Below are 14,704 nucleotides of genomic sequence, written 5' to 3' on the forward strand. Positions count from 1 at the left end.
TGGCGATCGCCGCGCGGGGGCGATGTTATTCTTTGTTTTTGAATTGGGCGAGCCATTCGCGCAGTTGTTCTCCGGCGACATCCCGTCCGCCTAAACCGAAGGCGAGGGCAATGGCAATGGCGATCGCGCCGAACAGCAAGCCGAAGGCCAGATTGACGATATGCGGGGCAATTCCCATTTGTTGCAAGGCCATCGCGCCCGCCAAGGCGATAATCGAGATGCGGGCGGCTTGACCGAGAATTTCCGCTTGGGCGGTTTTCGATTGCGCGATCAAGGAGTAGGCGAGATTGGCTAAGTACAAGCCGATGCCGAAGACGATGACGCCGACGAGGACTAACCCGGCAATTCGCAGGATTTCGCCGGAGATAATCGTCAGCACTTCAAATTGCAGCACTTCGGTCGCGGCGACGGCAGCAAATAACAGAATGGCTACCATCACGACGATGCCGACAATTTCCGACGGCGTTTTACTCGTCAGGTCGGATCCGGATTCCGGGGTGCTGTCGGCGGTTGAAGCCGTGGACGGTCTGGAAAAGCCCAGGGCGGCGAAGATGTTGTTAAAGCCGATACTGGTGAGGATGTTGGTGACGAAATCGGAGACGAAACGCCCGACGACGTAAAAGACGCCGAAGATTAAGCCCGCCGTGAAGATTTTGGGAATTGCGTCGAGGATTTGCTGCAGCATGGCGATCGCCGGATCGGAAATCGCTTCGATCTGCAGGGAATTCAACGCCGCGATCGCCGTCGGAATCAGGATCAGAACGTAGACGGTGGTTCCGATCAAGCCGGAGAGGGACATTCCCTCATTTTGTTGGGTCAACCCCATGCGCTGCCCGAGGCGATCGGTTCCCGTCGCCGCCAACAAGTTGGTGACGATCCCGCGCACGATCCGGGCGATCAGCCAGCCGATGGCGCCGATAATGACGGCGGTGAGAATCTTCGGCAATGCCGAGAGGATCTGATCGACGAGGTTTTGAACCGGACCGAGGGCTCCTGGCAGTTGTAAGGCATCCAGGATCGGCGGCAGGAAGAAGAGAAACACGAACCAATACAGGGCATTGGCCAGGGTTTCATTGAGCATGAAGGGGCTTTCCCCTCCTCCCGTCTGTTGGGCGAGGCGATCGTCGAGGCGGAAACGCTGCAAGCCCGTGGTGAGCAACATTTTGCAGATCGTGGCCACGATCCACGCGACGCCCAAGAGTAAGGCGGCTCCACCCAAACGGGGCAAGTAGTTGAAGATTTGATCTAAAAAGCTGTTGAGTGGCTGCGAAACCACCTCTAATTTGAGGGCGTTGAAAAAGGCAACCAAGACGAAGATCATGATTACCCAATAGACGCCACTCGCCGCCCATTTTTCGATCGGCGGTGGTGACTCCTGACGCCCCATCACCGCATTGGCGATCCGATTGTCGATATCGGTACGGTTGAGTAAACCGCGAACCCCCGCCGCAATTATGGTGGCCGCGAACCAACCGACGATCAGGATGGCGATCGCCCCGAGCAAGCTCGGCAGGAAATCCATCAAGCCATTAATAAAGTTTGTCACAGGATCGACCACCATTGCTTGGGGGTCGAATCCGCCTGTTGAAGTCTGAGCCAGTAGCGAGACCGAATTGGGGAGATCCCCCACTGGCTCTGGTCTTATGTACCACATGTCATTCATAGCTGGTTGGTTGTAGTTGGAATAAAAATGTTGCCGACCGACATCCCAAGACAGGATGAGGCCGATACTACCAATAGCAGCATTTGCCACTATCCTACAGGGTCAAGTCGGTTTTTTGCGGTTTTGAGAATGCCTTTTTATGGAGATTTCAGGTCTTTAACCCTATCTTGAAACTGTCTTTCCTGAGATAATGAGTTTAAATGTAACTTTTTGATGAATAAAGATTAAAAAATACGAATTTTTACATTTTTTACAAAATTCTACCCAAGGATAGAGGGCAACGGCGATCGCGCGCTGTCAAGACAAGATCCACTACAGCGAGACTGACGACAGACCGACCGAGGCGATCGCTTCTTCCAGGATCCCAACTCTGGAAATCTAAAATCTAAAATCTAAAATGCCGTCTGTGGAGAAAGGACCGATCGCATGTCACCGCCGAGAGTTTTCGAGCAATCCATCCAAATTCGTGCCAATGCGAGCATTGTCGAGCGTTGCATTACCGATCGCAGTTTGATGCATCGCTGGCTCAATCCCCTGTTGCGCTGCGAACCTGTCGGCGAATGGAGTACGGACATTGGCAGTCGTAGCCGCTTCATCATTCAAATTCCCCTGTTGCAACCGACTTTAAATAGTGTAGTCGCCGAACGCGAACCCGGGGCGATCGTCTGGGAATTTCAGGGCTTTTTCAAAGGTCGCGATCGCTGGGAATGCCTGCCTGAAGGTCAAGGAACCCGACTTTTGAACCGCTTCGAGTTCGAGATTCCCAATCGAGCGATCGCCTGGGGCTTCGATCGCTTCGCCGCCGCTTGGACTCGCGAAGACATGCAAGCGCAATTGCGACGACTCAAGCGACTGGCGGAAGAATTGCAATTGAGGGATTGAGAGAGTCGAGAGAAACAGTGTGGGGAGTCGGGAAAGTTTTGCGCTTTCACGAGTCCCCATTCCCGACATTGCCCAATCTAAAATTCTAGATCTAAAATTGATACTTCTTACAGGCGATCGAGTAACTGACGGATGGCCGTAGCATCGCGCGCTTGTGGTAATAAATTCAAGTACATTTCCAAATCTTGGCGGGCGGCGGTTCGCCGATCCATTTGATAGTATAGTAAACCGCGATCGCGCAACTCGAAGGGGCGATCGGGAAACAGCAGCAAAATTCGCTCGATCGCCGCCAGGGTGCGTTTGGCATCGTGGCGGTGCAAATAAATCATCTTTAAATTGGTCAGCATCCGCGCTAAAAATTGCTTGGGGGCGATCGGCTCCAAAAATTCCGGTTTCAGGCTAATCTTTTTGCCGTAAATCTGCATTAAACGCCGTTCGCAATCCGTGGGAAATAGCACCTCGCCGCCATGAAACGGATCTACAAAAAAGCCGACCTCTTCAAACACCGGGCGAATTAAAAAATGTCCCGGCATTCCTATTCCCACCATCGGAAAATCGATGCGTTTGGCAATTTCGAGATAAATTAACGATAAAGTAATCGGAATTCCCGTGCGGCGATCGATCGCCTCATTCAAAAAACTATTGCGCGGGTCGTAATAATTTTGGCTATTCCCTTTAAACCCCAAATCATCGTAAAGATACTCATTAATTGTCTGAATAATACGCAGGGGATAGCGTTGTTGTGGCAGACGCTCTTGGATTTCTAATGCCATCTCGTCGAGGGCATTGAGGTAGGCATCGGGTTCGAGTTCTGGATACTCTTCTAAGGCAAAATAGAGCGCAGCTTTCGCCAGGTCGATGTCTTCGTCTGGCCGATGAATTTCGCGATAAAATAGTTGTCGGGCTAAAGGAAAATCCATTTAAAACAGGGAATTACGGACGATTTTCGATTATTTTATTATAGGCTTATTTTTATAGCTGTAAACTCTTAAATTTATGAAAAATTTTTATTTTGAATTTGTTTTAAGTAAATTCAAGAGATTGTCCGTAAAAAAACATAAAAAATTTTGTAGGGGTTTGGTTACCAAACCCCTACTACAAGGCACAATAGCAACGTGGAGAGAATTGGGGTAACCCGATGACAGTCCTGTGTCCTTTGATGCTCTAGCGATTGCCTCTTTTCAAACAGGACTCTTAAGGTTAATGTTATAAACAGTGTTTAAATAAATTTAAAAGGCGCGATCGCCTCGATACGGTGGCGGCGGTTCTTCTGGTTGAGGAAAGACGAGTCGGGGTAACTCGATAATTTGCTGCCATAAATCTTGAGGGCCGATTCCGAAAAGTAATTGTAAAGCCAGGACGATCGCCGCGATCGTGATGGCCGTTTTTAAGGTGGCTTTAAGAACATTTAAAACCAACATAAAAACGAGCCAGGTCACGATAAATGCAGCGATAATAATGATTAAATCTACAGGCATTCGCTCTTATGATTTGAGAGTTGAAAGTTGAAATGTTAGATTTTAGATTTGAGACGGGCAAAGTCAGGCATAAGAAGCACAAAAATCTCCCCACTCCCGACTCCCCACTGCCTATTTTTGCCGCTTGTCTTAACTGTGCTGTTTAATTTTGCTGCAACCGTTGAATAAATGCTTGTGCTTGTTGGGATAGGGTATTGTTTCCCTGAGATTGAAATAAACTGGAAGCTTGACGAAAATCGGAAATGGCGGCTTCACGATCGCCCTGTTGGGCGCGAATTAAACCGCGATTGAAATAAGCGGCGCCATCGGCGGGATTAATTTCGACAGCTTCGTTAAAATCGTCCATGGCGCGATCGAATTCGCCGATCGCGGCGTAGGCGGCGCCCCGACCGACATAAGCTTCCGCCGAATTATTATTAATTCGCAACGCTTGAGTGTAATCTTCGATCGCCGAGGCTTGATTGCCGATCGCGGAATACGCACTCCCCCGACCGATATAGGCTTCAATTTTCTTGGAGTTGAGACGCAAGGCTTGGGAATAATCGGCGATCGCCCCGGATTGGTTGCCCGCTTTTGACAACACATTCGCCCGACCGATGTAGGCTTCCACGTAATTCGGCTGCATTTCGATCGCCTGGGAATAGTCCCGGACGGCCCCTTGAAAATCTCCCCGTTCGGTTTTTTCGACGGCGCGATCGAACAAGCTTTGGGCTTGGGATTGGGCGATGAATCCCCTCGGCAACTCGGCGCTGGCGATCGCGGGAGGGGCGCCGATACTGCCGAAAGCGCCGAGAATTCCTAAAATGACAACGCGGTTAAACAGTTGATTCATGGTGAGGGGGCAAAAAGCGCAAACCTGCACTTTTGAAAATGCTACAACTCTAGATTTTACGAGTTTTTTTCACTAGTTGCCCGCCTCCGTCCCCGGGCGATCGCCCCCAATCCGCGCGACTGTCCGCTTCGTTTGGCCGAAATTGCCGATTTATTTGAGCGAAACTGAAAGGGGCGTTTTGGCTAAATCTGCCGCCGTTTCTAAAACCGCCTGTCTCGCCCAGCGATCGGCTTCGATAATCTCCTCTAACGAAGGATTCTCTCGACGATCGTTACGATGGCGATCGCAAGCCCGTTCGATGGTTTTCGGAATCTCTAAAAATCCGATTTTCTCCTCTAAAAACAAGGCGACGGCTTGTTCGTTAGCTGCATTTAACACCGCCGTCATCGAACCGCCGATCCGTCCGGCTTCGTAAGCCAATTGCATACAGGGATATTTGTCGCGATCGGGTTCTCTAAATGTTAAATTACCCGCTTTCACTAAATCCAACGTTTCCCAATCTGTATAAATGCGATCGGGCCAAGACAGGGCATAAAGCAACGGCAAACGCATATCCGGCCAGCCCAACTGCGCCAAAACTGAAGTATCTTGAACTTCAATCAAAGAATGAATAATACTTTGCGGATGGATGACAATATCGATGTTGTCGTAATCCATATGAAATAAATAATGGGCCTCGATGACTTCGAGTCCTTTATTCATTAACGTGGCCGAATCGACGGTAATTTTACGCCCCATCGACCAATTGGGATGTTTTAAAGCATCGGCGACTTTGACCTCTTTTAATTTCTCCACGGGCCAATCGCGGAAAGCGCCCCCGGAGGCGGTCAAAATAATTCGCCGCAAGCCGCCATCGGGAACTCCTTGCAAACATTGGAAAATCGCCGAATGTTCCGAGTCGGCAGGTAATAATTTAACCCCGTGTTTTTCGATTAACGGGTTGACGACCGGACCGCCTGCAATCAGGGTTTCTTTATTGGCTAAAGCGATATCTTTTCCCGCTTCGATCGCCGCAATGGTCGGGAGTAATCCCGCACATCCGACAATCCCCGTGACCACCGCTTCCGCGTCGCCGTAACGGGCCACTTCGATGATTCCGGCTTCTCCTGCTAGTAGAATCGGTTGGGGGTCGAGATCGGCGATCGCCGCTTTGAGTTCGCTTAATTTTTCTTCGGCCCGAATGGCGACGATTTCCGGTCGAAATTGCCGGACTTGATCCGCCAAGATTTTAACGTTACTGCCTGCAGCCAATCCCACCAACCGAAACTGGTCGGGGTATTGCGCGACGATATCTAAAGTTTGGGTTCCGATCGATCCGGTCGAACCGAGTAGAGTAATTGCTTTCAAAATGTTTTCCGAAATAACCGCAACTCCTACAATCTTAAAGTCTCGGGGGTCATTGTTCGCATTCAGTTTTGAGATTTTTAGCGCCGATCCCCCTCCCGAATCGCCCTCTCGATCGCGCGATCGTCCCGTTCGATCGCGCGATCGAGAGGGGAATTGTCAATACATAATCTTTAACTTTTGTCAATTTTTGTCAAAATTTTCCCACTTTTTGCCGATCGCCCTTTATCCTCTAAACTAACTCAGATTACACGGGGATCGACGGCTAATAGACTTTGACCGCACGATTTCAGAACCCGCGATCGCCCTCCGTGGCCGTCAGTGGCGGCTGAAATTGCGATTTTTCCTCTCAAAATCGACGGTAATTTTACCTATCACCCACGGGGGCGATCGCCAGAACATAAAATGCAACTTTTGTGCAAATTTTGCTATCTAAAATTTGGACAATTTCATTAGTCCGTCATCCCCCATTTTTAATGTTTTAACTGAGTTAATTTCAACGATCTATTAAAACTTAAAACCTGGAGGTTTAATTCAATGCTCAGTCAAAATGCAGCTACTTTATTTAAAGAAATTCAAAACAGTTTAGCCCTGCGAGAGAAACGCGACGCGATCGCCAATCTCGATCGATTTATGGAACTCGCCCGCCAAAAAGGCTATCGCTACACCCAGCAAGAATTACGCCAAGAGATTGAAAACTTATCCGAAGAAGAGTTAGCCACTCTCATCAATCCCGGCGTTTCTCCACGCCATCATATTTTGGCGAGATAATCCGAAGTTTTGCGTCTTCCTTCCCTCTTTTGCCTAGGATTAAGAAAAGAATAAAAAGGGCGATCGGTCTCAAGGTCGATCGCCCTTTTTCTGGCCTTAAAATCTCACTGAACGATCGAATTTTCTAACGCCGTTTGGAGGTCTTGAGTCAGAGACGCAACCGCCAAGCGGCGACTATTTTTATATTCATCCCGGCGGTCGGAAACCGAAAGCGGTTCGCCGACTCTGACCGAGACGCATTGATGCCCTAAATTGGGAAAGTTGCGACGTTCTCCCTTAATGCGATCGAAGGTAGATTGAATCAGTAAAAGGGTTTCGGCAAAGCGATCGAAGGTCGGTTTTTCGGCAACGTAACGACCCGTTACGGCGACAAAACTTTCCACTAATCGCATATGCCACATCCTTAAACTGGCTTCTTCCGCCACGCGATCGGCGAGTCCGCGATCGAGGGGAGAAAGACGATCGAAATCATTCAAATCTTCTCGATAAATGCGATCCCATCCCGCTTGTTCCAACCGCCGACAGCGATCGATTAAATTGCCTTTTGGAGATAGACGAAAATAATCTTCCGCGACGGTTAAGGCGACATCTAATAAATTAGAAAGGCGATCGCTTAACTCCGACGGTTCGGGGGGATTTTCCGGTAGCTTTTGGTGATAGAAGCGTCGGTAAAATTCTTCCATTTTAGACAGTAAGTGCAACCCGATCCGAATTAAACGCGGATAAAATCCCGCCGGAAGGGGGGAATCGGGGAACGGATCGCGAACGGCAGTTCCATCGCTAAAAGGAGGCAAACCGCAATCATTTTCGAGGCGATCGAGGACCGTGGCTAACCGATCCCAATTGCGATCGCGGTACTCGTATTGAAGACCTAAAGGAACAATCAAAACTTGTTCCGGGCGATCGCTTTTTTCGAGGTCTTCCACACACCAAAATCCCATTTGGGCGATTCCCGGTTCTAACGGACTAATCACTTCATTGTGTCCGTTGGTTCCACCTTCGGGAGACGCCGCCATCGGAAAACGCCCGTTCGCGAATAAATCTCGTGCCGATTTTAACCCGAGACGGTCGATTTTACCCCGTTGAATCGGCGTGGCCCCGAGTCCGGCGAAGACGCGACCCAGCCACTGTCCCGCCCACAGGGGAATCCCGCGATCGTATAATCCGTGAACGTGAACGGTGTCGGTCAACGGTATCCCTTGCTGGCGGGCAGTTTTTGGAACTTCTTTCCAGAGTAAATGGGCGATCGCAAATGGATCGCAGGTACTCGGATGTCGAAAGGCTAACAGAAAACGAATTTTACCGTTTTGAAATTGACGATACAGTTCGGCGAGGCGATCGACATTTTCACAGCGAATATCGGCGATCGGCGTGTGAAATTGCCGCCACAACGGCACGATAATTTTAGCCGTTTGCAATAAGATCGGATTGAATTGCGGTGCAATAAATTCTAAGGCAGGTTTAGCTTGAGTCACTGTCATCCTTGTGGAAGTTCAGAAGTCGGAAAGTCAGAGAAAATAGCCAAGAAGTCTTTCCTAAGTCGGCATCCTCGCGATCGAGACATCCCTAAAAGGAGGGAAGGAATAAACCTCTGGGGGAGGGGCATCTTGCCCGCGAAAACAATGCCAATCTACAATTACACCATCTAAAATCTAAAATTACCTCATTCCCATTGTTTTAATTCCACTAACCAATTTTGGACAAAGCTAATTATTTGTTCTCGTCGAGTTTCAAACGTTGCTGCCATCCAAATTAAGAAAACACCGACAGTCAAACCGACCAGCGATCGCATGAAAAAAGACAGAGTATTGAGAAAAATCAGCCGTTCGATCGCGTTGAGTAAAAATGTCCCCGTTCCGATATAAAGAAAAGCCCGAACTCGAAACATCAATCCGGCAAAGATAAAGCCCAAACTGACCAATCCGGTCAGAACCCAATTCCCTTGGAAAAAGAGGACGATACAAACTAAACCCGTGGCGAAAATTCGCACGAAGTGGCGCGGTTGTCGTCGGCTGGTCAACCAGGGATCGACGGCGGCCAGGTACAGTAAGGAGGCGGACGGGGGGAGGACGAACCAGAGGGGATCGCTGAGTTGGAGGGCGCCGAGACCGCGCCAGATTGCCCAATTGAGGAGGGCGATCGCGGTATAACCGATCCGGAGGTTGCGATCGCGGCGACTGAGAAAGCCGTAAAAGGAGACGACGATCGCGGCGGAAATATACCAAGGATAGGCGGTGACTTCGCAAAATTGGCTCGTCCAAATGGCGGCGATCGCGGGCCAAAGTAACGCAGTATAACGCCAAGGTCGCGCGGGCCATCCCCACCGTTCCCAGGGCAAGAAATAGAGGAAATAGGCGATACACGAGGCGATCGACCCGCCCCAAACGATCGCGGTCTGTTGCCAGACGGCGGGCAATCGCACGATGAGATAGACAATGACGGCGGAGGCTTCGGCAATTCCGGCATAAACCCACATTTCGGCAGCGATTCCCGCTTGCAGATCCCGTCCTCGGGCGTTCGCGTAGCGGCTTAACAGCGCCCCGGTTCCCAACGCCACCCAGCTCGTTTGTGCGATCGGACGGGAGATGCTATCGACGAGGACGATGCTGCCGATCGCCCAATGCAGGTGAGCGATCGCCTCCACTTCAGCTACGGGTAAGCCGAAATAACGGCTGAATGGGCGTTTGACGACGTGATAAATATAGGCGATCGCGCTGGCGAGGGTGGCGACTAAAACGAGGCGATCGCCGAGGGCCAAGGGAGCGACTTGATACCACGTTAGCTCGAAGGCGGCGGCGGAAATCCCGGCGATCCCAGCGTATAAGACGGGCTTCGCGGCGGGCGATCGCCGTCCGACGCCGAGGGCGATCGCCGCCAAACCGAAGCTGGTCAATCCCGTCCAGGCGGTGGCAGTTCCCGATCGCAGTAACACCCCCAAAACGCCGTAAACTAAGGGAATTGCTTGCCACAATTGGGGGAACGGGCGTTCGGTGGCACGATACCACCATTGGGAAATCCACTGGGTGACCAGTCCGAGGGCGATATTGGCGACGCCCAAGCTCAACACCGAGAGATCGAAGTAGCCCACGGTTTGCGCTACGGCGGATTCCAAGGCCCAGCCAAAGGCCAAGATCGCCCAGTCCGAGGGCTGCCTAGGCAGTCGAAGGGCGATCGCCGCGAGTAGAATCCCGTTGGCGAGGAGGATGGGGATCTCCGGGGTGCTGTAGTCAGAAAAAATACCGACGGTATGAATCGACAGGAACAGCAGTTCGATCGCCCCCAAGGCGATCGCCCAGCCGCCGACACTGCGGGCGTAAACTTGGCTCAGAGGCGTCCCCCGACGGCGTAAAGGCGGCTCGACGAGGGTAAAGGTCGCGATCGCCCCGGAAAGGACGAGCCACCAGTTTTGACCGGAAATCGGGGGGATTCCCCAGACCCCGATCGCCAAAAATTGAGCGCAAAATAACAGTCCGAAGCCGACGGCGATCGCCGCAGTCGGGATCCGTTTGAGCGATCGCGTATTGACGACGGACAAGATCGTGGCGAGTCCGAACCCCATCAAGCGGGTGGCGTCGGTGGTGGTGGTTAACGTAACGGCGGCGATCGTGGCGATCGTCGCCAAGGTGCGACCGAGGCGAGGATCGAGGGGCAAGCGATCGGCGATCGCACTGAGGGCGATCGGAATCGCAAACCAAACTAAGCCCCCATTTCCCAAGCTGGAACCGTCGAGGAGATAGATATTTTGAAATCCCAAATAACTCAAACTCGCCAAGCCCAAACCGAAATATAAGCCGCTTTCTGCGAGGGTCGTTCGCCAGCAAAACCGGGGGCGATCTTCTGTCCCTAAGCGGTTGAAGGTGGCACTGAGCCCCCACTCGGCGATCGCGGTGGCGGTGAGAACGCTCCCCCAGGCGCGCGCGGACAGGCCCGGAATTGCCCAATCGAGCAGGGAACTGGCGCTGAGGAGGATGCCGAAATGGGTCAGGTAGAGGAGGAGGCGCGGTTGGATCGGGTTGAGGGGAAGCGACGCGCGGCGGACGGTGAGAACGGCTAGGGTGGCGCTGCTGGCGAGCAGGTAGAGCGATCGCGTGGGTGGGTTGGCGCTGCCGAGCAGTCCTAAAAGGAGGGCAAAAATGGCGGTCAGCAGGTCTAGGGTAATGGCGCATTTTCGAGCATCCCGTTGGCGTTCGCGTACGGTCTCCACAGCAGAATCGCCGGGAGTATGGGCGTAGAAGCGATCGCCGACCCAGAGAACGAGGAACAGATAGGGTAACAGGGTCAGACTCAGGAGTACCCAGGGATGAGATTGGGAGGCGGTCAGTTGGGTTCCGGTGGAGAAGGCGCCGGAGCGCACCACGGGGGGAATTAAATCGCGAGTCAGCCAATAGGCTTGCAAGCCGATAAAAAATAGGGCGATCGTTTCGCCGACGTTGAAACTGTGGCGGAGGCGATCGCCCAACCACCACAAGGCGAGCAGACTGACGCCGAGGCTCTGCCAAGTCAGGGTTTCAATGGAAAGCAGCCAGCCGCTTACGAGCAGTAGTAGGCCGAGGGTGACGATGGCCGGAGGTTTGATTTTCGAGGGTTTTTGAAGAGTTTTATGTTTTTCGTGCAATGTTAAAACGATCCAGCCGATCGCGCCGACGGCCAGACCGAGGGACTCTGGGGGCAAGGGGACGAGGACGATACCGCGTCCGAGTAAAATTATCGTGGCGTAAAGCAGGAATAAGCTATCGGCGATCGCGATTCGGCGGGGGATGGCGATCGTGACCCCTGTGAGGGCGATACTGAGATAAATGGCTGACACGGGCCAGTTGACGAAGGTCCACCCCCAATGGGCGATCGCGCTGGCGAGGTAAACGGCGCCCGTCCCGAACTTGTAGGATCGGCGATCGTGCCAAGGGGGATAGCGCGCGATGATGGTACCTAAAACTGGGGTGGCGATCGCGATCGTCAGCCATCCTCCCCAGTGATTCCACAACCCGAAGCCGTCGATCGCCCAAAAGTTGACTGGAACGAGCAAAACGCCGATAATTTCTAAGGTTCGGGCGGTTAATTGTAAGTTATCCCGGCGTTTCGCCCACTGGCTGACGCCCCAAAACACTCCGGTATAGGTGAATAAGACTAAATATTGCGCGGTACGGTCGAAGCGTTCCCACTGACTGGCGGCGAGGACGACGGAGGAGATCGCCACCATAAACACGCCTAAAAATAGTAACCACCGCACGCTAAATTCCGCTTTGAGCGATCGCAGCAGTTCGGGCGATCGCCTCGGAGGCGGTGGCGGCGGCGGCGGGCTGGCGGCGGTCTGAGGCGGGGTCTCAACCTCAGAGGGTTCGGGTAAAGCTTCGCTGAAATACTGTAGCGCTAAAACTTTAGCCTGGTCGTCGGTCAGCCACCCCCAACCGATCAGGGTGTCGAGGCGATCGATCAGGTGGGGATCGCCACTGGATACGTCTAGATAGACGGAAATCAGGGGATGCTTTCGAGAGGACATGGTACGGATACCGAGGGCGTTACCCGATTATCCCCTCTGTGGTTCGGCATTCCCGTTTTTAGTTATGCCAGTTGCCCGATCGTCCGTAGGGGCGATCGTCCAAAACCTCAGTTAATCGAAGTTTGAGCAGTTTGATAGAGCATTTCTTGGAAATTAATTTGATCTTCGCGCGGGTCGGAGTGCGTGACCTGCACTTCCAGGCGTTCCCCTAACGAGACCGCACGCGGGAAGCGCCAGGGCAGTTCCATTCCCAACTCTTCTAACAAGATCAGCCCTAAGTTTTCTTCTTCGCGCAGCCAGCGCAAGACCAGCACTTGCCACACTTGGTTCGGATGACGGCGCAGATATTCCAAGGCCCAATACCGATTGGTTTGGCGTTCGACGACAGAGGCTTCTTTGATCGAACTGGAGATCGACAGCATCACGTCTTGCAGGTCTTGGGAAGAAAACGGCACCTCGTCCCCGCGCAAGTACGCCTTAATTTGAAAATGAGCCAGTAAATCGCTGTAGCGGCGAATCGGCGAGGTAACTTGAGTGTAGTTATCCAAAGCTAAACTCGCATGGCGTCCCGGCTTCGTACTCATTTCGCTGCGGGGCATACAGCGCCGGATCGCGCAAGCACGCACCGGACCGGGGGGCAACAGTTGCAATTCTTCTGGGGGCGGCAGTTCCGGGGTCGGTTGGGAACGAAACGGCAGGGGAATATTTTCCCGTTGACCGAAATGTCCGGCGACTTCCCCGGTGAGGATCATCATTTCGGCGACCAGTTGGCGGGCGGGGGAATCGTCGAGGACTTCGACGAAGATTTCGTCGCCGCAGACTTTAATCGTCGATTCGGGCATGGAAATGGCGATCGCCCCTTGGGAGTCGCGCCATTGCTGCCGTTTTTTGGCCGATTCGGCAATTTGGGCAATTTCCGGCTCCGCTTGAATGCCGAGTTGGAGCATTTCATCGACATCGTGGTAGGTGAGGCGATAGGTCGGTTTGATCGTGCTCGGGTGAATCGTGTAGTCTTCGACGGCGCCGTTATCGTCCAAGACAATACCGAAACTGAGCGCCGGACAAATTTTCCCCTGAACTAAGCTCATCGGTCCGGTGGCGAGTTCCGGCGGAAACATGGGAACCATGCCCGTGGGGAGGTAAACCGTGGTGCAGCGTCGGCGCGCTTCTAAATCGAGTTCGTCGCCGGGGGTCAGCCAGCGCGTGGGGTCGGCAATGTGTACCCAAAGTCGTTGGCGCCCGTCTTCGAGGGACTCCACGCTCAAGCCGTCGTCGATCTCCTCGGTGCTTTCGTCGTCGATGGTGTACACCTTTAAGTGGGTCAAGTCGAGGCGGTTGTCGGCGTCGGGATCCGGTGGAGGGGAGGTCAGACAACGGTGAGCCACTTCGAGTACCTTAGTAGAGAAATACGTGGGAAGCTGAGTGCGCCGCACGAATAGGTTTTCGTGTTCGCTCCACAGACCCAAATCGACCAATAAATCAAAAGCACCTTGAGAACTGTCGGGACGTTCTAAGGCGCTGAGGGTTTCTTTAGCGGTCGCTCGATCTTTGGCGTCTTCTCCCTGAGCTGCGTAGCGTTCTAGGGCTTCGATGCGGATGCGATCGCTATTCGACCATTCGGCTTGTTCCCCAGCCAAACTGCGCTCGACCCGAGCGACGAATTCTTCCCATTCTTGTTGTTTTTGCCGTTCGACTTCTTGTTGATGTTTGAGGTCGTTGACTTGAGAGACCGGGCGAGGTTCGTAGCGATCGCCCTTCTGTTTGAAGTAAAGTTTATCTTCCGACAGTAGTAAATAGGCGGCGTAACACGCCACTGGGGTTTGTTCGGAAAACAGAAATTGCGCCAGTTCCGGCGGGTTCACTCCCTGTCCTTCTTCGACGAGAATTTCCCAGGCGACTTCCAAACTCGACGGGTCGATATACGGCTCGGCGTCTTCCCGAAAACGGGGGATATCCGTCGGTTTGTACTGTTCTCCCGTGACTTCGTAACTGATTTGGCGAGGAGGTAGGCTTTGGGACTGACCGAATTCGTCGATGACGATCCAGTTCTTTTTCCCATCCGGACGATCCGCCACGGCGAGACGGCGTTCTCCTTGCAGTCGGTATTCGAGCAGCGTTCCCTTCTCCACGAGCCTTAAAAATCAGTGTCTGAGTGTCTGCATTGTCTTTGAAACAATGGGTTGTTGACAACCCAGGCTGATTCACAGAATACAGCTCGGGCAACAACCCACATCGAT

At 52.7% G+C, this 14,704-nt stretch carries 10 protein-coding genes; 2 read left to right on the plus strand and 8 right to left on the minus strand.

Annotated features, from left to right (window positions below; genetic code table 11):
• Positions 1-25: 25 nt before the first annotated feature.
• Positions 26-1,546 carry a mechanosensitive ion channel gene (locus tag JJD41_RS11020; protein WP_370583788.1) on the minus strand — a complete coding sequence of 507 codons (1,521 nt, stop codon included), beginning with the start codon at positions 1,544-1,546 and terminating at the stop codon, positions 26-28.
• Positions 1,547-2,089: 543 nt separating this feature from the next.
• Here JJD41_RS11020 and JJD41_RS11025 point away from each other — a divergent pair.
• Positions 2,090-2,545 carry an SRPBCC family protein gene (locus JJD41_RS11025; protein WP_200665958.1) on the plus strand — a complete coding sequence of 152 codons (456 nt, stop codon included), beginning with the start codon at positions 2,090-2,092 and terminating at the stop codon, positions 2,543-2,545.
• A 107-nt stretch (positions 2,546-2,652) separates the two neighbouring features.
• On the opposite strand, the gene JJD41_RS11030 is transcribed toward JJD41_RS11025, so the two are convergent.
• From JJD41_RS11030 to dxr, 4 genes are all read right to left on the minus strand, one after another.
• The gene (locus tag JJD41_RS11030) at positions 2,653-3,465 is read right to left on the minus strand and encodes a SirB1 family protein (RefSeq protein WP_200665959.1); all 813 of its coding nucleotides are present in this window, start codon (positions 3,463-3,465) and stop codon (positions 2,653-2,655) included.
• A gap of 309 nt (positions 3,466-3,774) precedes the next feature.
• Positions 3,775-4,023 (minus strand): hypothetical protein, encoded by a 249-nt coding sequence (locus JJD41_RS11035; RefSeq protein ID WP_200665960.1) that lies wholly within the window; start codon positions 4,021-4,023, stop codon positions 3,775-3,777.
• Positions 4,024-4,165: 142 nt separating this feature from the next.
• Positions 4,166-4,855, minus strand: a complete 690-nt coding sequence (locus tag JJD41_RS11040) for a tetratricopeptide repeat protein (protein ID WP_200665961.1) — start codon at positions 4,853-4,855, stop codon at positions 4,166-4,168.
• 150 nt (positions 4,856-5,005) lie between these two features.
• Complete coding sequence (dxr, locus tag JJD41_RS11045) at positions 5,006-6,202, minus strand: 1-deoxy-D-xylulose-5-phosphate reductoisomerase (protein WP_200665962.1); 1,197 nt, start codon at positions 6,200-6,202, stop codon at positions 5,006-5,008.
• Positions 6,203-6,736: 534 nt separating this feature from the next.
• Here dxr and JJD41_RS11050 point away from each other — a divergent pair.
• Complete coding sequence (locus tag JJD41_RS11050) at positions 6,737-6,970, plus strand: Nif11 family protein (protein WP_200665963.1); 234 nt, start codon at positions 6,737-6,739, stop codon at positions 6,968-6,970.
• 104 nt (positions 6,971-7,074) lie between these two features.
• Here the strand turns inward: JJD41_RS11050 and JJD41_RS11055 are convergent, their stop codons facing one another.
• The 3 genes from JJD41_RS11055 to JJD41_RS11065 all read right to left on the minus strand — a co-directional run bounded on the left by JJD41_RS11055 (position 7,075) and on the right by JJD41_RS11065 (position 14,596).
• Entirely contained in the window at positions 7,075-8,451 is a 1,377-nt protein-coding gene (locus JJD41_RS11055; RefSeq protein WP_200665964.1) for a lysophospholipid acyltransferase family protein, read from the minus strand.
• Between the two features lie 182 nt (positions 8,452-8,633).
• Positions 8,634-12,467 (minus strand): hypothetical protein, encoded by a 3,834-nt coding sequence (locus JJD41_RS11060; protein ID WP_200665965.1) that lies wholly within the window; start codon positions 12,465-12,467, stop codon positions 8,634-8,636.
• Between the two features lie 107 nt (positions 12,468-12,574).
• Positions 12,575-14,596, minus strand: coding sequence for an RNB domain-containing ribonuclease (locus JJD41_RS11065; protein WP_200665966.1), 2,022 nt, complete (start codon positions 14,594-14,596; stop codon positions 12,575-12,577).
• Positions 14,597-14,704 lie beyond the last annotated feature (108 nt).

The sequence above is a fragment of the Oxynema mangrovii CENA135 genome (assembly GCF_016632315.1).
Taxonomy (GTDB): domain Bacteria; phylum Cyanobacteriota; class Cyanobacteriia; order Cyanobacteriales; family Laspinemataceae; genus Oxynema; species Oxynema aestuarii.

What these genes read in the sequence shown, in the direction of transcription:
- JJD41_RS11025 (WP_200665958.1), top strand. Translation starts at nt 2,090, where the DNA reads ATGTCACCGCCGAGAGTTTTCGAGCAATCCATCCAAATTCGTGCCAAT.
- JJD41_RS11030 (WP_200665959.1), bottom strand. Translation starts at nt 3,465, where the DNA reads ATGGATTTTCCTTTAGCCCGACAACTATTTTATCGCGAAATTCATCGG.
- JJD41_RS11035 (WP_200665960.1), bottom strand. Translation starts at nt 4,023, where the DNA reads ATGCCTGTAGATTTAATCATTATTATCGCTGCATTTATCGTGACCTGG.
- JJD41_RS11040 (WP_200665961.1), bottom strand. Translation starts at nt 4,855, where the DNA reads ATGAATCAACTGTTTAACCGCGTTGTCATTTTAGGAATTCTCGGCGCT.
- JJD41_RS11050 (WP_200665963.1), top strand. Translation starts at nt 6,737, where the DNA reads ATGCTCAGTCAAAATGCAGCTACTTTATTTAAAGAAATTCAAAACAGT.
- JJD41_RS11055 (WP_200665964.1), bottom strand. Translation starts at nt 8,451, where the DNA reads ATGACAGTGACTCAAGCTAAACCTGCCTTAGAATTTATTGCACCGCAA.
- JJD41_RS11060 (WP_200665965.1), bottom strand. Translation starts at nt 12,467, where the DNA reads ATGTCCTCTCGAAAGCATCCCCTGATTTCCGTCTATCTAGACGTATCC.